The 17,830-nt window shown below is 63.7% G+C and carries 17 protein-coding genes; 11 read left to right on the top strand and 6 right to left on the bottom strand.

Annotated features, from left to right (window positions below; translation table 11 throughout):
* Positions 1-545: 545 nt before the first annotated feature.
* From FJ940_RS22820 to FJ940_RS22800, 5 genes are all read right to left on the bottom strand, one after another.
* Entirely contained in the window at positions 546-1,115 is a 570-nt protein-coding gene (locus FJ940_RS22820; protein WP_140658007.1) for a DUF1254 domain-containing protein, read from the bottom strand.
* Positions 1,108-1,692, bottom strand: coding sequence for a DUF1214 domain-containing protein (locus FJ940_RS22815; protein WP_140658005.1), 585 nt, complete (start codon positions 1,690-1,692; stop codon positions 1,108-1,110). The genes FJ940_RS22820 and FJ940_RS22815 overlap by 8 nt, the downstream gene beginning before the upstream one ends.
* Before the next feature lie 133 nt (positions 1,693-1,825).
* Complete coding sequence (locus FJ940_RS22810) at positions 1,826-3,979, bottom strand: penicillin-binding protein 1A (RefSeq protein ID WP_140520727.1); 2,154 nt, start codon at positions 3,977-3,979, stop codon at positions 1,826-1,828.
* Positions 3,980-4,185: 206 nt separating this feature from the next.
* Positions 4,186-5,118: a dimethylarginine dimethylaminohydrolase family protein gene (locus tag FJ940_RS22805; RefSeq protein WP_140517963.1), complete on the bottom strand. Its 933-nt coding sequence runs from the start codon at positions 5,116-5,118 to the stop codon at positions 4,186-4,188.
* 28 nt (positions 5,119-5,146) lie between these two features.
* Positions 5,147-6,736, bottom strand: a complete 1,590-nt coding sequence (locus FJ940_RS22800) for an amidohydrolase (protein WP_140658003.1) — start codon at positions 6,734-6,736, stop codon at positions 5,147-5,149.
* Positions 6,737-6,811: 75 nt separating this feature from the next.
* Between FJ940_RS22800 and FJ940_RS22795 the strand changes: the two genes are divergently transcribed.
* The 5 genes from FJ940_RS22795 to FJ940_RS22775 all read left to right on the top strand — a co-directional run bounded on the left by FJ940_RS22795 (position 6,812) and on the right by FJ940_RS22775 (position 11,803).
* On the top strand, positions 6,812-7,708 hold the full coding sequence (locus FJ940_RS22795) for a LysR substrate-binding domain-containing protein (protein WP_140553936.1): 897 nt from the start codon (positions 6,812-6,814) through the stop codon (positions 7,706-7,708).
* 158 nt (positions 7,709-7,866) lie between these two features.
* Positions 7,867-8,961, top strand: coding sequence for an ABC transporter ATP-binding protein (locus FJ940_RS22790; protein ID WP_140494713.1), 1,095 nt, complete (start codon positions 7,867-7,869; stop codon positions 8,959-8,961).
* A gap of 69 nt (positions 8,962-9,030) precedes the next feature.
* Positions 9,031-10,143, top strand: a complete 1,113-nt coding sequence (locus FJ940_RS22785) for an ABC transporter substrate-binding protein (RefSeq protein WP_140494711.1) — start codon at positions 9,031-9,033, stop codon at positions 10,141-10,143.
* Between the two features lie 16 nt (positions 10,144-10,159).
* Positions 10,160-10,993 (top strand): ABC transporter permease, encoded by an 834-nt coding sequence (locus FJ940_RS22780; RefSeq protein ID WP_140559435.1) that lies wholly within the window; start codon positions 10,160-10,162, stop codon positions 10,991-10,993.
* Between the two features lie 3 nt (positions 10,994-10,996).
* Complete coding sequence (locus FJ940_RS22775; protein ID WP_140580854.1) at positions 10,997-11,803, top strand: ABC transporter permease; 807 nt, start codon at positions 10,997-10,999, stop codon at positions 11,801-11,803.
* 45 nt (positions 11,804-11,848) lie between these two features.
* On the opposite strand, the gene FJ940_RS22770 is transcribed toward FJ940_RS22775, so the two are convergent.
* Complete coding sequence (locus tag FJ940_RS22770) at positions 11,849-12,637, bottom strand: fumarylacetoacetate hydrolase family protein (RefSeq protein ID WP_140580856.1); 789 nt, start codon at positions 12,635-12,637, stop codon at positions 11,849-11,851.
* 256 nt (positions 12,638-12,893) lie between these two features.
* Here FJ940_RS22770 and FJ940_RS22765 point away from each other — a divergent pair, with 256 nt between their 5' ends.
* The 6 genes from FJ940_RS22765 (at position 12,894) to ccmI (ending at position 17,828) form a co-directional block, all read left to right on the top strand.
* Positions 12,894-13,301 carry a DUF3168 domain-containing protein gene (locus FJ940_RS22765; RefSeq protein ID WP_140494704.1) on the top strand — a complete coding sequence of 136 codons (408 nt, stop codon included), beginning with the start codon at positions 12,894-12,896 and terminating at the stop codon, positions 13,299-13,301.
* Positions 13,302-13,475: 174 nt separating this feature from the next.
* On the top strand, positions 13,476-13,766 hold the full coding sequence (locus FJ940_RS22760; protein ID WP_140494702.1) for a hypothetical protein: 291 nt from the start codon (positions 13,476-13,478) through the stop codon (positions 13,764-13,766).
* A 72-nt stretch (positions 13,767-13,838) separates the two neighbouring features.
* Positions 13,839-14,504, top strand: a complete 666-nt coding sequence (locus FJ940_RS22755; protein ID WP_140494700.1) for a response regulator transcription factor — start codon at positions 13,839-13,841, stop codon at positions 14,502-14,504.
* 28 nt (positions 14,505-14,532) lie between these two features.
* Positions 14,533-15,921, top strand: a complete 1,389-nt coding sequence (locus FJ940_RS22750; protein ID WP_281405892.1) for an ATP-binding protein — start codon at positions 14,533-14,535, stop codon at positions 15,919-15,921.
* A 187-nt stretch (positions 15,922-16,108) separates the two neighbouring features.
* Positions 16,109-16,546 (top strand): hypothetical protein, encoded by a 438-nt coding sequence (locus FJ940_RS22745; RefSeq protein WP_140658001.1) that lies wholly within the window; start codon positions 16,109-16,111, stop codon positions 16,544-16,546.
* 127 nt (positions 16,547-16,673) lie between these two features.
* Positions 16,674-17,828, top strand: a complete 1,155-nt coding sequence (ccmI, locus tag FJ940_RS22740; RefSeq protein ID WP_140555843.1) for a c-type cytochrome biogenesis protein CcmI — start codon at positions 16,674-16,676, stop codon at positions 17,826-17,828.
* Positions 17,829-17,830 lie beyond the last annotated feature (2 nt).

The raw sequence follows: 17,830 nt of genomic DNA, 5'->3' as shown, positions 1-17,830 counted from the left end.
CCCAGCCAGCATGTTGAATCAGATTTGCAAGCCTTAGGGAATCCCACCCGATTCAGCCTCAATTCATTCCGCTCTAAAAGCAAAACGGTCTGGTTGATACAGAGACCGACCAGACCGGGCGCGGGCGTTTTAGGTTTCGGGCAAAACGTTTAGGCACTGCCAGCGAATTTAGCTGAAAAATCAACCCATTATTTTAACGCTCCGTTAACCCTCTGCCGGCCTTAATGATATTTGGAGGCGTTGCGTTGTGCTCCGGGGCAACCGAGAGGAATACGCGAACCATGGGCATGGTACTGTCTTTCGTGCCGAGAACGGCACCAACCAATCGAGCAAAGCAAACCACCGAAATACCGGCGGCGGTGATCATCTTTCCCGGCATCCGCTATGAGCGGTCCGCCGCGGGGGAAGCGCGGCCCGCCGGCCCTGACAAGCCGGGATCGCCACGCGCGCCAGTGCCGCACCACTGAACGTTCTTGAGGCCGAGGCGCGAATCATCCCTGCGGCACCGCCCTTGATTGTTCTGATGCGATTGTCCGGGCCGCGGTCTAAAAGTCTTGCAGCTCGCACGAACTCTGCTCCAGAAAGCGCGACACGATCGACTTCCAGCTGTCGTCCGGCACGAAGCTGCGGATGACGAATATGCCCTCGTCGATCGGCGCTTCGACGAAGATCGCTCCCTGAAGCTCCTCGGGAAGGTCCCTGCGTATGTCGATCATCTGCGCCGGCGTCAGCACCACGGCATCCAGCTTGCTCCCGGTCGCCGTGTGGTCGTTGAATGAATAGATGTTGTGGCCGTTGCGGTCATAGACCGACACCGACCAGAAGGGCACATTGCCCGGCGCTCTGATCCTCACCATTCCCTCCTCGAGGTCGAACCGGCAAGCCGTCGCATAAAACAGCGGGTCGACCGATTTCACCACCGGCGCGCCGCCCGCCTCGGCATCGAGCCGGGTCATCCGGTACAGATCCGATGCCATCGACAGCCGCGACCAGGCATCGCGTTCCGAGAATTCAGGCACCAGAAGCAGCACGACGATATGCACGATACCGGCACCGACGAGGCCGAGAAGGACGGCATGCACAAGTCTGCGCGTCGCGGCGTAGACACTACGCATCGCAGCCGACCTTGGTGATCTTGGGCAGCGAAACATCCGACAGGCCGGTGCTGCTGGCGATCGGCGTGTCGTAGAATGTCAAGACGAAATACATCCTGCCGGAACCGTCGGTCAGCAGCCAATTGCCGGGCATCGGTTGATGGCCGACGGAAATGAGCACCGAATTGTCGGATTGGCGCAGCACGCCATAGGATTGAAGTGCGGCAAGCCGCGATTTGCCGGTCTCGAGCACGCCGAGCGATTGGTCGGCGGCATAGAGGGTCCAGAATCGGGCGGTCGGAAATCCGCCTTCGATCGTGTAGGTACATTCGCGCCTGAGCTCTCCGCCAGCTGCGTCGTCCTCGGCGACAAAGGACAGCCCTTCGGCGCGGCCAAGCGCGAGCACGCCCTCGCGCGCCACGCGGGCCTTGGAATAGGGGTCGGCTGCGGGTGTGCCGATGTCGGGAAAGGCGGTCCACTGGCCGATTCTGATCGCCCCGACGCCGTCCTGCATTTTCAGCGCATACCAGACGCTGGCGCCGCCGCCGCCGATGGCTATGGCAAGCGAAAGCAGCGTCAGGAAGGCGTTCTTGAGCATGAAAGGCCGGGCGCATGAAGAATTGCCGCTCGGGGATATCGCGGCGCGGGGTCGTGTGGCAAGCCGCAGGACGCGGATTCGCAAGGTGCGGCTTTTCCATCTTCCCGAAGACAGAAGGGAAGAGGCGCCGCGATCACAGCGCCGACAGCGTTTCGGGCGGAGCAGATGCACCGAGCCTGCGCGCCGTTTCGAACAGGTGGGTCATGTCCCTGAGCGTCTGTGTCGTCCGGCTGGACAGCACCGGCGGCCGTTCGGCGGCGGCATCGGCCGCTGCCTGTTCCTCGCTCTTCTTCTGCGCTTCCGCGGCCTTGGCCGCGATCTCCTCGTCGACGAAGGGCTTGTCGATGCCGGGGATAGGCTTGAGGTCGATGTTCTGATGCGCATAGACCATGAGCCGCTGCCACACCATCGCCGGCAGCGAGCCGCCTGTCATGTTCTTGGTCGGGGTGAAATCGTCATTGCCCAGCCAGACGGCCGCCGTGTAGTTGCCGGTGAAGCCGACGAACCAGGCATCGCGGTAGGATTGCGTCGTGCCGGTCTTGCCGGCGACGACGATGTTGGGGATCTGCGCGCGCCTGGCGGTACCCATCGCCGGTACCGCGACAAGCATGGTGTTCATCGATTTCAGCGCCTGCTCGGACAGCACGCGGTGCGGCGGCGGCGCATCCTTGGCGAAATCGTAGACCACCTCGCCGGTGCGGGTGACGAGCTGCGTGATGCCATGCCTGGAGCCGACGAAGCCGTTCTGCGCGAACACGCTGTAGCCCGTCGCCTGGTCCATCACGGTCATGCCCGAGGTGCCGAGCACCATGGTCTTGTGCGCTTCGAGCGGCGATTCCACGCCGAATGATTCCGCCATCGCCTTGATCGGCCCGATACCGAGATAATCCTTGGCAAGCCGCACGGGCACGGTATTGATCGACTTGGCCATGGCCACGATGAGCGGAACCTTGCCCGCCGACTCGCCGCCGTAATTGTGCGGCGACCAGCTGCCCCAGCTGATCGGCCCGCCTGATACGATCGAATTCGGCGTAAAGCCGTGCTCCATAGCCGTTGCATAGACATAGGGCTTGAAGGAGGAACCGGTCTGGCGCAGCGCCTTGGTGGCGCGGTTGAACTGGCTGGCGCCATAGTCGCGGCCGCCGACGATCGCGCGCACCGCGCCGTTGGTCTCGATGACCACCACGGCCCCTTCGGTGACGTTGTACTCCTTGCCGAACTGGCGCAGGTGGAACTCCACCGACTCTTCTGCCGCCTTCTGGATGTTGGCGTCGAAGGTGGTGTGCGCCACCAGCGAGTGCTGCCCGGGCTTGGCGATCTTCTTAACCTCGTCGAAGGCCCAGTCGAGGAAATAGTCGGGGCTCTTCTGTTCGCCGCGGTCGACGACATCGGCCGGATGCAGCCTTGCCTGCAGCACCTGGCCCTCGGTCATGAAGCCGGAATCGACGAGATTGGACAGCACCACATTGGCGCGCGCGCGCGCCGCCGGCAGGTTGATGTGCGGCGCGTATTTGGTCGGCGCCTTGAACAGGCCTGCAAGCATCGCCGCCTCGGCGAGATTGAGGTCCTTGACGCTCTTGCCGAAATAGAAGTCCGCCGCCGCCTCGATGCCGAACGTGCCGCCGCCCATATAGGCGCGGTCGAGATAGAGCTGCAAGATTTCCTTCTTCGACAGATTGGCTTCGAGCCACAGCGACAGGAAGGCTTCCTTGATCTTGCGCTCGAAGGTGCGCTCATTGGTCAGGAACAGGTTCTTGGCCAGCTGCTGCGTGATGCTGGAGCCGCCCTGGACGACGGAGTTTGCCCGCACATTTTCGAAGATTGCGCGCGACAGGCCGAGAACGTCGATGCCGTAATGGTCGAAGAAACGCCGGTCCTCGGTGGCAAGCACCGCCTTGATGACATGATCGGGCATTTCGTCGACCGGCACGGAATCGCGCTGGATGATGCCGCGTTGGCCGATCTCGTTGCCATAACGGTCGAGGAAGGTAACGGCGAAGTCGCCCTGGGCGCGCCAGTCGCCGGCCGTGTCCTGGAAGGCGGGAATAGCCAGCGCCAGCATGACGACGATGCCGCCGGCGCCAAGCGTGAAACCTTCGCTCAACAGCTCGACGATGCCACGGCGCCAGCCGTTGACGCGAAAGCGCCGCGAGAAAATCGTCGCGCCCTCCCAGAACTGGCGCGCCTTGAACCCGATCTCGTAGAGAGAGGAATCGATCCATGCGTCGAGCGCCAGCAGCCGAGCGGCGATCGCACCTCTTCTCTTGCGTGGTTCAGGACTGACCATTCAAAAACCCGGACGGCTATGGCACGGCCTGAAAACCAAGCGGGCAGTTTCAGGGCGACGCCGCCCTGACTATTCATCCATTTGCGGACGCCCACAAGGGTGGCGAGGACACACCTGCGGGGTTTGTTGATGGGGGCGGTTACAAACTGCCATTCACCCGCCTGACGCTGATCAGGCCGGCGAAGATGGGGGTTGCCGTTCCGGGCTCAGGCCGCCTCGCGCTTCAGCGCCTGCGCCATGCAGTGGATGCCGCCGCCGGTCTTGGAGATCTCGCTCATGTCGACGGCCGCCACCTCGAAGCCGCGCGCCTTGAGTTGACCGATCAGCGACTGGCTGGATGTCGGCGCGATCACCCTGTCCTTGCCCAGCGACATGAAGTTGCAACCGAGCGCCATCGTGTCCTGGAACGGCACGTCGATGATCTCGTGCCCTTTGCCCTTCAGCCAGTCGACGATCCCCGGCTCGGTGCAGGCGAGGCAGACGGCGGTGAGTTTTTCGGCGATCGGCACCACCATCAGGTCGATATGGACATAGTACTCGTCGATGAAGGCGATACGTGTTTCCCAGCCCTCCTTCTCGAACCACGCCTGTACCTGGCGGGCGCCTTCTTCCTGCGTGCGGGCCCCGCCGCAGCCGATCAGCACCACGCCGTCCTCGATGACGTTGAAATCGCCGCCCTCGAAGGTGCCTGCGGTGACCATGTCGTAGATCGGGATGCCGAGTTTTTCATAGGTGCGGATGGCGGCGTAATTCTCGCCGCGCCGCCACCAATTGGCCATGGCGGTGATGATGGCGCCGTACGGCGTCATTACGCTGGAATCGCGGGAGTAGACCTGCATCGGCAGCTCCGGCGTCGGCTCGTGCCAGTGGATGTTGACGCCGAAATGCTCGTAGGCCGCGACCAGATCCTTGTGTTGTGCCTGCGCGATCTGGATGTTGCAGGGCGCCTCGCGCAGGTGCTTGCGCGACAGGGAGCTGGTCGAGAGATGGCGCAGGAAATTGGGCGAGCCGAGCAGCACGTCGGTCAAGACGTCGGTCTCGTTGGCGAAACCCCATGATGTCAGCGGCTTGGTGCCGCCGGCCGGGTTGCGGCGCTGCAGCGAAAACGGCTCGGCGATGATGCGGTCATGAACGGTCATGCGGTTCTCCTCGTATGGGCGTTTGCGGTCATTGCTTGCTTGGTATCCACCAGTCGCGGCCGCGCGGCGTGGTGACATATTCCGGCCAGCGGAAGTTGATGGGCGGATCGTAGTCGCAGAGCGGGGCGATCCAGGTCGAACCGCCAATGCCGCCGCCGGTTCGGGTGACGAACTCGTCCATCGCCATGTCGCGCGCGGCCTTGTCTTCCAGCAGGCGAAGGGCGGATAGCGCGACGGTCTTCGCCGCGCAGATGACCATCGGGTCGATGGTCGCCGGGATGCCACCCAGCGCGTTCATCGCCCAAGCTGGAAAAACATGACCGTTTGCCGAACGCAGGGCAGGGCGGGCGACATAGAAACGCGCCGTCGGCGCGTGCCAGCTCATATCGGTGTAGTCGTCCGAGGTCGAGTTCACCTGCGACGGCGGCAGGTCGCGGCGCAGGATCGCCTCTGCCTCCTGTGGTGCAATCAGCCGCTCCAGCTCGTCGATGAAGGGGTTTTCGCTCGCCACCCCACCGGCATTGACCTGGATCTCGCGGGCGATCTTCTTCGCCGCCTCGTCCCAGCGGGGCGGGCCGACGCTCGCCAACGCCTCATAGGCGATCCCGGCCATGGCATGATTGGCCAGCCCCGGCCGCGACTTCGAAACCCAGTACCGTTCGTAGCGGCAGCCGCTGATCGCGGCGGCGGCCGAGGCGTTTCGGTCGAGCACGGCGGTGACCTGCTCGGCCATGGCGATGGTCGGAACACGGATCATGTACTGGATCTCGGCAAGGCCTGCCGGCAGATTGTCGGCGGTGGCCTGGCCCGCCGTCAGGATCGCCTCGCTGATCGACCAGCCGCCCTGGTGCGGCAGCATGGAATCGCGCAGCGCCTTGGAGGCTATGTACATCGTCATCAGCGCGTCGTTGGCGCCGGGCGCGCGAACCGCCGAATGTGCCTGCGGGATCGGGGCGCCGTCGCCGGCGGCGCGTGCCCAATTCTCGGGCTCATCGCAGATGAAGCGATAGATCATCGCGTAGGCAGCGCCGCAATGGGTGTCCCAGCGCGCAGTGTTGCAGAGCGGCAGCATGTAGAAGGGATGGAAGGAGATCATGCCGGCAAGGCCGTCATAATAGCCTTTGGCTGCATGGATCGGTTTCGAGCCGCGCACCTTCTCCGCCGGCTCGCCGGTGAAGCGCAGCGTGCCTGCAATGCCGTGGCGCTGCATGGCGGCCTTTGTGGCGAGCAGACCGCCCAGGCTGGCCATGCCCAGGCCCGAGTGCGGATCGGTATGGCCGCCGGCTTCGGAGCCGAGCCCTGGGCGGGGCCGCTTCACCGTGGCAGCGTCCTGGCAGTTGCCGGGCACGGCGTCATATTCGGCATACATGCCGATGGTCGGACCGTCTCCATTGGTCCAGTGGGCGCAGAAGGCCGTCGGCATGCCCGCGGAGCCTTCCTCGACCGCAAACCCCTCGCGCTTCAGCCGATCGACATACCAATCTGCCGACTGGTACTCGCGCCAGGCGGTCTCGCCGAAGTCGAAGATGGTGCGCGTCCAGGCCGACAGCAGCGGCTGGATGCCGTCGAGGCAGGCAAGAGCGGTTTCTTGCGCCGATGTCGTTACCGGTTTCTCCATACGCTAAAGAAAGCAGTGAAGCGGCTTGCCAAAAAGTGATATGTTTTCCCGGTTCGTGCAAATTCGGTTCACCTCTTGAGAATTCCATCGACGCAGGCGCTGCGCGCCCTCGACAGTTTCGCCCGTCATGGCAGCGTCTGGCGCGCCGCCGACGAATTGCACCTCACCCGCAGCGCGGTCAGCCATCAATTGCGCTTGCTCGAACGCGACCTCGGCTTCGATCTGCTGGAGCGCATCGGCAAGGGCGTGGCGCTGACGCCGCGCGGCCAGCGCTATGCCGCGGACGTGCGCAAGGCGCTGACCGTGCTCGGCGACGCGGTGGCGCAAAACGCCGGCACCGGGGTCGGCGGCTCCTTCGCAGTCTCATGCACACCAGGCTTCGCCTCGCTGTTCTTGTGCACCCATATCGGCGAGTTCCGGCAGATGTATCCGGACGTGGCGCTGAGCATACTGACGCCCCGGCGGCTCGACGACGTCAGCAATCCGGACGCCGACGCCTTCATTGCCTTTGGCGTCGGCAACTGGCCGAACCGCGTGGTGGAACTGCTGTGCGAAATCTCGTTCACGCCGCTCTGCAGCCCGACGCTACTCAACAAAGTGGGCGGCTTTTCCAAGCCCGCCGACGTCCTGCGCGCCAACCTGCTGCATCTTGGCGACACGGAGGACTGGGCGCGCTGGCTGGCGCTGGCCAAGGTCGAGAACCCCGACACCGAGGGCGGCATCTTCTTTTCCGACATGAACCTCGTTTTCTCGGCGGCGATTGCCGGCCAGGGCATCGCCATGGGGGACGAGCTGACCAGCCGCCGGGCGCTGAGTGAGGGCCGGCTGGTCAAGCCGTTCGAGACCTCGATCCCGTCGCCGCGTTCCTATTTCCTGGTTTCCGAGCACGCCAAGGCGGGTCACCCTGTGCTGGAGGCGTTTGGGGGATGGTTGAGGTCGAAGCTATCGGAGAACAGGTTGCGGACATATTGAGATCAACTGATCTCCCCCAGGAGAGGTGAATTTCGCGGCTCCAGCGTCGCCGGCATTCGCCATAGATGAATCAAATTTGCCGATCAGGCGAAAACTATTCGGTTGCGGTGAGCCTTCGCGCTGCCTACGATTTCCCCAGCCACCAAGGAAGAGGCAGGATGCAGCAACCCGGCCGGGCCGCAGAGATCAAGGCGAACGGGATCGGCAAGAGCTTCGGCTCGTTCCGTGCGCTGGACAATCTGACGCTCAATATCGGCCGCGGCGAGTTTTTGACGCTGCTCGGCCCCTCCGGCTCCGGCAAGACCACCTTCCTGATGATCCTGGCCGGCTTCCTGCAGCCCAGCGAGGGCCGCCTGTTCAGCGACGGCGTCGATATTACCGACCGGCCGGCCGAGCAGCGCGCCGCCGGCATGGTGTTCCAGGGCTATGCGCTCTTCCCGCATATGAGCGTCGAGCAAAACATCGCCTTTCCCCTCAAGGTGCGCAAGAAATCTGCCGCCGAGATCAAGCGTAGCGTCGGCGAGATGATAGAGCGCGTCGGTCTGCTCGGCCACGAGAAGAAGCTGCCGGCGCAGCTTTCCGGCGGCCAGCAACAACGCGTGGCGCTGGCCCGCGCGCTGGTGTTCGAGCCGGGCGTGCTTTTGCTCGACGAGCCGTTCTCGGCGCTGGACAAGAGCCTGCGCGGCCAGATGCAGGCCGAGATGAAGCGCCTGCACCAGGAGACCGGCACCACCTTCGTCTTCGTCACCCACGACCAGAGCGAGGCGCTGGCGCTGTCCTCGCGTGTCGCCATCTTCAACCATGGCAAATTGTTGCAGGTCGGAGCGCCTGACGAGGTCTATGACCGGCCCGCCAACCGCTTCGTCGCCGAGTTCCTGGGCGAGATCAATATGCTGCCGCTGAAGGGCGTGCGCGTCGCCGACCATGGCGCGACCGCGCTCTGCGAAGACCGGGCAATCAAGCTGCGCGGCAACGCCGAAGCAGTGGATGGCAATGCCATCCTGGCGATCCGGCCAGAACATATGTCGATAGCGCGCGAGGCGGCGGCAGGCGAGAACGGCATAGCTGCCACCGCGATCGGATCGACCTATCTGGGCGCGGCGACCAAACTCGACCTTACGACACGCCAAGGTGCGAAGGTGACCGTCTCTGTGCCGAACGAGGTCGCGGCCGCGGCACTCAGCAAAGGCAATTCCGTCTGGCTGACCTGGCCGGCGGAAAAGGGTTTCCTCCTTCCGGACGGAGGGCAATGAGCACCGGCGCGGCCTGAATTCGCCGCACCGGATTCCGGATTCGATCAACGAAAACAAAGGGGAACTAACATGAACGATACCAAGAAACAGGCCATCGAAACGCTCTCCGAAAGGACAAGGCGCGGTGAGATCTCGCGCCGGCAATTCACGCAACTTGCAGGCCTCGTGCTTGCCGGCACGCCGCTGCTGCTGCGCTCGACCAAGTCCTTCGCCGCCGCGAAGGAACTGGTGCTGGTCAACTGGGGCGGCGACGCCATCACGGCTTACGACGCCGCCTATGGCCAGGCTTTCACCAAGGACACCGGCATCACCGTCAAGATGGATGGCTCCGGCCCGACCGAAGGGGCCATCGCGGCACAATTTAAAAGCGGTGCGCCGACCTGGGATCTTGTCGACGTCGACCCGTTCTCGGCCATCACGCTTGGCGCGCAAGGCATGCTCGAGCCGATCGACTACACAATAGTCGACAAGAAGAAGATGCGGCCGGGTTTCGGCTGGGATTACGCCGCCTCGACCTATTTCTTCTCCTATGTGATCGCCTACGATTCGCAGAAATACGGCAGCAATGCCCCGACCGGCATGGCCGATTTCTTCGACGTGAAGAAATTCCCCGGCAAGCGCTCCCTCTACAAATGGGGCGTGTCGAGCTGGGAGGCGGCTCTTCTCGCCGACGGCATCGCGCCGGCGTCGCTCTATCCGCTCGACCTCAAGCGCGCGCATGACAAGATCGCCGCGTTCAAGGAGAACGTCGTCGCCTATTGGGGCGGCGGCGCGGAAAGCCAGAGCGTGTTGCTCAACGGCGAAGCCTCGATGGCGATCGTCTGGTCGACGCGAGCCTCGCTGATCGAGCAGGATTCGGGCGGTCAGATCAAGTTCATCTGGGACCAGGGCCTGATTTCGCCCGGCGCACTGGCCGTGTTGAAGAACAACCCCGGCGGCAAGGACGCGGCGATGAAGTTCATCGCCAGCGCGCAGGACCCTGCAAAGCAGCTTGTCATGTTCGACAAGCTCGGTCAGGGCCCGGCCAACCCGGCTGCCGACGCTCTGGTTCCCGCCGACAAGAAGCGCATCAACCCGGTCGATCCCGAGAACATGAAGAAGCAGATCCCGCTCGACATGGACTGGTACGCCAAGAATTACGGGGCGGCGCTGGACGAATATACCAAGATCATCTCCGCCTGACCGGCGCTGGGCTGACATGAGAGGCGTTCTCTCGGATAGGATGGGCGCGGCGCTGCTGATGGCGCCGCTGCTCCTGTTCCTTGGCCTCGCCTATGCCTGGCCGTTCCTCGGCGTGGTGAAGTGGAGCTTCACACTGCCGACGCCGGGGCTTGGCCAGTACGGCGCGCTGATAACCGACCCGCTGGTACAGTCGGTGTTCGTCCGCACGCTGCGCATCGCGGCGATCGTCACCGTTGTGTCGGTTGCCGCTGCCTACGCCATCACCGTGGTCTGGGTGCGCGGCAGCCCGGCGCAGCGGGTGCTGGCCGAATTCTGCATCCTGGTGCCGTTCTGGATATCGGTGCTGACGCGCGCCTTCGGCTGGGTGGCGCTTCTCTCCAACCGCGGCCTGATCAACACCTGGCTGCAGTCGATCGGCTTCATTAGCGAACCGCTGACGCTGGTGCGCAACGAATTCGGCGTCATCGTCGGCATGACGCACTTCCTCATTCCTTTCGCCGTCTTTCCGCTGGCGTCTTCCATGCGCAGCCTCGACGAGCGTGTGCTGCTCGCCGCGCGCGGGCTGGGTTCCAGCCGCATGCGCACCTTCTGGACGGTGTTCGTGCCGATGACGCGCTCCGGCATCATCGGCTCCGCGCTGATCGTCTTCGTCTTCTCGCTCGGCTTCTTCGTTACGCCGGCGATCCTTGGCGGTGGCCGCAGCGTCATGATCGCCGAATTGATCTATCTCCGCATCTTCCAGAGCCCGGACTGGGGGCTGGGTGCTGCCATCAGCGTGGTGCTGGTGTTGTTCGTCGGCATCCTGATGGCGCTGCTCTTCCGCTACGTCAGACCGAAGCAATTGGTGTAGCCTATGCCGACCTATCGCCCCGGTCCCGTCTCGCTTGCCCTCGCCGTCATGGTGGCGCTGTTCCTGCTCCTGCCGCTGCTGGCCGTGATCCCGGTCTCGCTGACGCCCAGCCGGATGCTGGCGATGCCAACGGGCGAGTTGTCGCTGCGCCACTACCGCTCGCTGGTCGAGGATCCGCGCTGGCTTCAGTCCATCCTGCTCTCGATCAGGATCGGCATCGTCAGCAGTGTTATCTCGACGGTGCTGGCACTGTGCTTCAGCCTTGGCGTGTGGATGTTCCAGCCGCGCTTCACCGCGGCTCTGGTCGGCTTCGTGCTGTTGCCAATGGTGGTGCCGCCGGTGGTCTCGGCGGTGACGCTCTATTTCCTGCTCACCTCGATCTCCGGCGTCAGTTCCTTTTTCGGCTACGACACGTGGCTGGGTGTGGCCATGGCGCATTCGGTGATGACGGTGCCCTTCGCCACGGTGCTGATCCTGGTCTCCCTCAGCCAGCTTGACCGCCGTATCGACCTCGCAGCGCGTGGCCTTGGCGCCAGCGTTTGGGAGCGCGCCACGCGCATCATCATGCCCAACATCAAATTCGGCATCGTCACCGCGGCACTGCTGTCCTTCGTGCTCTCCTGGGAGGAAATCGGCGTCACGCTGTTCATCACCTCGGTCAACGCCATCACGCTGCCCAGGTTGATGTGGATGGGTCTGCGCGACAATATCGACCCGGCGATCGCGGCACTTTCAGTGATCCTGATCGTCATCACCGTGCTGGTGCTTGCAGTGCGCAGCGTTGTGGTGCGGCTGCGTGGAGGACAATGACCGGGGGCCTGTCTGCCTCAGGGGATTGTCACAGGGGTAAAACTGCTAGCAGAAGCGCACCGAGACCCGGCCGAACCTGCCCAAATCGCCGATGACTTCGTCGCCGGCCTCGACATTTATCGGCGTCACGCAGGTGCCGGTTATCACCACTTGCCCCGGCTGGAGCGTTATGCCCAGCCCCGACAGTTCGTTGACGATCCAGGTCAGCGCAACACGCGGATCGCCCAACACGGCTGCTCCTGATCCGGTATGCTGCGACCTTCCAGAGACAGAAGCGGCCACCGGGTGCTTCGCGAAATCTACGTCACGCCAATCGTCTTCCGCCGCCTCGCCGATGACGAACAGATTGGCACAAGCATTGTCGGCGATGAGCTGCGGCGCGCCGACAGCGCAGAAATCGTCATAGCGGGAGTCCGGTATTTCGATCGCCGGATGCAAACTCGCCACGGCGTCCATTACATCACCGATTTCATAAGGCCCCGGGCGAGGCGGCAACTGACGGCTGAACCGGAAGGCGAATTCGATCTCGGCGACACGCATCTTGCTTGTCGCCAGGGAAACGGAGCCACCGACCTCGACCGCCTTCTCGGCGAGGAGGCGCCCGGCCATCGGGCCGTCGACGTTGATATGCCGCTGGCCGGCCAGGCTGGTTGCCGCGATCTTCCAGCCGAAGAGCGGAGCCACTGAGCGATCCATGACGTGCGACTGGATGGCGTAGCCTTCGGCCCGCGTCTTCGGCCGCAATTCCTCGGGTATGGCGTCGAGGCGGGTGCCCTTGTCCCAATGGCCTACCAGGAGGCGCGACGCGGCCCTGGCCTTTTCTGGATCGAGCATGGTCAGCTCCTGAAATTAGGAAATGCGGCGCTGCCGGGTGTTGCTGATGCTTGCGGTGCGCAAAGGATACCCGCTATTCATCGTCGCTGACGAGATTGTCGGGAAGTCGTATTTTCGAGATCATCGACATTCATCATCGTGACAACGAATCGGCAATCGTGTTCGTTCGGTAAATGGCTTTATATGGCAAAGCGTCTGGAGTGCGGAAGAGCTTCTGGCGAGCAGGGTCGATAGCGCACCGGGTGAGGGAGAAACGATGACGGCGCCCGGCGATTTGCAACAGGCACTGTTTCTGAGGCTAAAAAGCGATCCGTCCCTGTCGGCTCTGCTGGGCGGCGCCGGACTGCGCGAACAACCAACCGACAACGTCGCCTTTCCCTATGTCACATGCGGCCAGACTTGCGCCTTTGACTGGGACACTGGCGCCGAGAACCGCGACGATCAACTTATTACGCTGCATGTCTGGTCGAAGGCCCATGGCGAAGCCGAAACGCGCGCCATCATGGATGCCATCGAGGCGCGCCTTGCCGACGCGGTGCTGGAGGTCGGTGCTCGCGGCCAGACACGCCTGTCGCTCGAATTCAGCGAGGCGCGCTATGACGAGGAACTGCTTGTCCATCACGGCCTGCTGCGTTTTCGGGCGCTGACCCAGGAAAACGCCTGACGCGCGCTTTCAATATGAACGAAACGGAGTCTAGACTGGAACTTCATGGGTTTCATCGGGTTGGGCGGTGAAATCTCAATTTGTTTGTCTCGCATTGCAGGGGTGGCTGAGCATGGTTTCAGCGGCGATCACCGTTCATTTCACGTTCAGCGCCGATGCGTTACAACGCTGGCCATGAGAACGCTTCGCTCCCATTTCCGAACCGCGACCCTGGCGCTCTGCGCCGGGCTGCTTGCGGTGCCGGCAAGCGTGGCGCCGGCAGCCGCGCAGGATGAATCGATTGTCGTGGCGGCGGCCGACTGCTACGCGATCGGCCAGCAGGTGGCCGAGCAGAATGGCGGGACGCTTGCCAAGGCCTCGCAGTCGACGCGAGGCGGGCAGCCGGTCTGCGTCATCGTCGTGCTCGTTCCGGGCAAGAACGGGCAGCGTCCGCGCCGCTCCGAGATCGTCGTCCCGCAGAACTGACCCCCGTCGTTTCCCAGGCCGGCGGAATCGGCCTATAGCTGAAGCAATCGGTCAACAGGCAGTGGTCTTCGCATGCGCGTACTGGTCGTCGAGGATGACAAGGATCTCAACCGGCAGATATCGGATGCGCTGGTCGACGCCGGCTATGTCGTCGACCGGGCATATGACGGCGAGGAGGGCCATTTTCTCGGTGACACCGAGCCCTACGACGCGGTCGTGCTCGACATCGGCCTGCCGCAAATGGACGGCATCAGCGTGGTCGAGCGCTGGCGGCGCGGCGGCCGCAAGATGCCGGTGCTGATCCTGACCGCCCGCGACCGCTGGAGCGACAAGGTCTCCGGCATCGACGCCGGCGCGGACGACTATGTCACCAAGCCGTTCCACATCGAGGAGGTCCTGGCGCGGGTCAGGGCGCTGATCCGCCGCGCCGCCGGCCACGCCTCATCCGAACTGACCTGCGGGCCGCTACGCCTCGACACCAAGGCCTCGAAGGCCGATGTCGCCGGCGTGCCGTTGAAGCTGACATCGCATGAGTTCCGCCTGCTTGCCTACCTGATGCATCACATGGGCGAGGTCGTCTCGCGGACCGAACTGGTAGAGCATCTCTACGACCAGGATTTCGACCGCGATTCCAACACGATCGAGGTGTTTGTCGGACGGCTCCGCAAGAAAATGGGCATCGACATGATCGAAACCGTGCGCGGCATGGGTTATCGCATGCGTGAGCCGGAGGCGTAAGGCGGAACCGCTCCCTACCAACCCAACCGTGAGCAAGCGGCTCTCGCTGCGCTTGTGGCCGCGCTCGCTGACGTTCCGCGTCATCGCCTTTTCCACGGTCTGGGCGATCCTGACCCTCATCGTCATTTTCACCCTCATTACCACGCTCTACCGCCAGGCCAGCGAGCGCGGTTTCGACAGCCTGCTTTCTGCGCATCTGTTCAACCTGATCGGCTCCATCGGCATTTCCGACACCGGCGCGCTCACCGGCGCTCCGGATCTCGGCGACCTCCGCTTCTCGGAACCGAATTCGGGCTGGTACTGGTCCGTCGAACCCGCCTCGGAAGGGGTGCACGGCAATCTCCACTCATCGTCGATGACCAAGACGATCCCGTCGCCCGATGTGGCGGACGTTCCCTTCAACGCCAATTTCCAGCGCAGCTACGCGGCGCAAGGCATCGATGGCGAGGAGTTGGTCGTGTTCGAGAGCGAATTCGTTCTCGATGCCAAGAACCGCGCCGCCCGCTTTCGCGTCATGGGCAACAAGACCGAACTGGAACAGGAGATCGCCACCTTCCAGCGCCGCCTCCTGACCTACCTTTCCCTGTTCGGCGTCGGCATGATCGCCATCAACGCCATCGCCATCCTGCTCGGCCTGCAACCGCTGCGAAGGGTCAGGAACGCGCTCGCCATGGTGCGCGAAGGCACCGCGCAAAGACTTGACGGCCAGTTTCCAGCCGAGATTGAACCGCTTGCCAACGAAACCAATGCCTTGATCGAGAACAACCGGCGTATCGTCGAGCGCTCGCGGACTCAGGTCGGCAATCTCGCCCATTCCCTGAAGACACCGCTGGCGGTGCTGCTCAACGAGGGGCGGGCGCTTGGTGGCGCCAAGGGGCAACTGATCGCCGAACAGGCCGCTTCCATGCAGAAGCAGGTCGATCACTATCTCCAGCGCGCCCGCGTCGCGGCGCAGCGCGACAGCGTCGTCTATCGCACGCCGATAGCGCCGTTGGTGCAGCGCATGGTCAGGGTCTTGCAGAAGCTCAATCCGCAGACCAACCTGTCGTTGTCGCTGCCGCCGATCGAGATCGTCTTTGCCGGCGAGCGCGAGGACCTCGAGGAGTTGCTCGGCAATCTGCTCGAAAACGCGATGAAATGGGCGAAGAGCGCGGTTTCGATTTCCGTCGTTCCCGTGGGTGACAAGGACGACAACATGTTCGAGATCGCCATCGAAGACGACGGACCGGGCATACCCGAGGAAAAAGCGCGCGAAGCGTTGAAACGCGGACGACGCCTGGACGAGACCAAGCCGGGCACGGGTCTCGGCTTGGCCATTGTCGCCGACCTCGTCAACGAGTATGGAGGCATACTGCTGCTCGAACGGTCCGGCATGGGCGGATTGAAGGCGGTAGTGCGATTGCGGAGCCTTCAGTGATGCCTTTCCCCGGCCGATCGACATTGACGGGCTGGGCATGTTATGGCGGGGCACCGATTGGCTCCGTAGCGGGCCCAACGGCCAAATTTCCGACAAATATCAACATTATAGGCTCGCCGACTTCTCCGATGACGCGGCCCCCGGCTCATCCATGACAGGCTCCAGCTCAAGAAAACCGGTTGTTGGCATGAAGATTCGCGTCGCGCTTGTTTCCGCATTGATGGCCGTTTCTGGCTGCACCACCTCGGGCGGCAAGGCTCCCACCATCGCTGCGACGCCGGCCTCGACGCCATCCGGCGGCGGCAAAGTCGCCACGACGATTATCTCTGCGATGGGCGGCGGCCTCATTGGCGGGTCGATCGGCAGCGGGCTTAGCGACGCCGAAAAGCGCAGCGCGCTCGAGGCTGAATACAAGGCGCTCGAATACACCACGAGCGGCCAGAAGGTGACGTGGAAGGGCACCCAGGCGTCCCGTTATGGCGAAGTGGTTCCGGCTCAGCCCTACCGCGTCGGCTCACAGGACTGCCGCCAGTACACGCAGACCGTCTTTACCGGCGGGGCAGGGGTCACGGCGCGTGGAACGGCTTGCCGCAACGCCGATGGCAGTTGGACGCCGCTCACCTGACAGGCTAGCCGGTCCATTTCGGACCCGGCCGGTTGATGTCGATGAAGGATATGCGGCGCGCCCGCCGTCAAAGCGTCGCAGTATGCTTGTGTTGGCAGGGCAAGGCTCTGCCGTTATTGGAAGAACCATGCTGTTCTGGGTCATAGCCGCAATCCTAACGCTGGGCGCCAGCCTGGCGGTGCTGCTGCCGCTGGCCGGTGGCGCCAGAAGCGCGTCTTCGAGCGGCGAGCACGATCTGGAAGTTTATCGCGACCAACTGTCCGAACTCGACCGCGACGCCGCCCGTGGCCTGATCAAGCCTGCCGAAGCCGATGAGGCGCGCGCCGAGATCGCCCGGCGCATCCTTCGTCTCGACAATGCGGACCAGACCGGCAGCGCATCCGTCGGACGTACATCCGTCGCGACGCGGCTTGTCGCCACCGCGGCCGTGCTGGCGGTGCCGCTGGTCAGTTGGGGCCTCTACATCAACATAGGCTCGCCCGATCTGCCCTCGCAGCCGCTCAGCGAGCGGCTGGCCAAGAATCCGGCCGACAGCTCGGTCGACGAACTTGTGGCTCGCGCCGAAGCCCATCTTGCCGCCAATCCGTCCGACGGCAGAGGATGGGACGTGCTGGCGCCGGTCTATCTGCGCATGCAGCGCTTTTCCGACGCGGTCGCCGCCTATCGCAACGCCATTCGCCTCGACGGCGACAGCGCTGTTCGCCGGGCCGGTCTCGGCGAGGCGATCGCCAGCGCGGCCGGCGGCATCGTTTCGGCGGATGCCCAGGAGGCCTTCGAGGCGGCCCTGAAACTTGACCCGGCCAATGCCAAGGCCGGCTTCTACCTGGCTATGGCCTTGGCGCAGGAGGGCCGCAGCAAGGAGGCGGCCGCGGCCTGGCAGGCGATGCTGGGCACGCTGCCGAAGGATTCGCCATGGCGCGGCGCGATCGAGCAGGCGCTGGCCAAGTCCGATAGTTCCGGCGCCGGCAATGCAGGCATCGCTTCGAGCGAGCCGGCAAACGGACCGACCGCGGGCGATATCGATGCCGCTTCATCGATGTCGCCGCAGGACAGGGAAGCCATGATCAACACCATGGTCGCCGGGCTCGACGAGAAGCTGCGGCAGAATCCGCGCGACCCGGAAGGATGGATGCGGCTCGTTCGTTCCTACATCGTGCTGGGCAAGGCCGACCAGGCGCGCGAGGCGCTGAGCCGAGCTATTGCCGTCTTTGGAGCCGACAGTGACGAAGCCAGGAAATTCACCGCTTTTGCCGCTTCGCTCGGCCTGACGGCGACGCAATAGGG

Origin of the sequence: Mesorhizobium sp. B2-3-7 (assembly GCF_006442695.1) — a bacterium.
Classification (GTDB): Bacteria; Pseudomonadota; Alphaproteobacteria; order Rhizobiales; family Rhizobiaceae; genus Mesorhizobium.
This window is presented reverse-complemented; position numbering and strand designations above follow the sequence as displayed.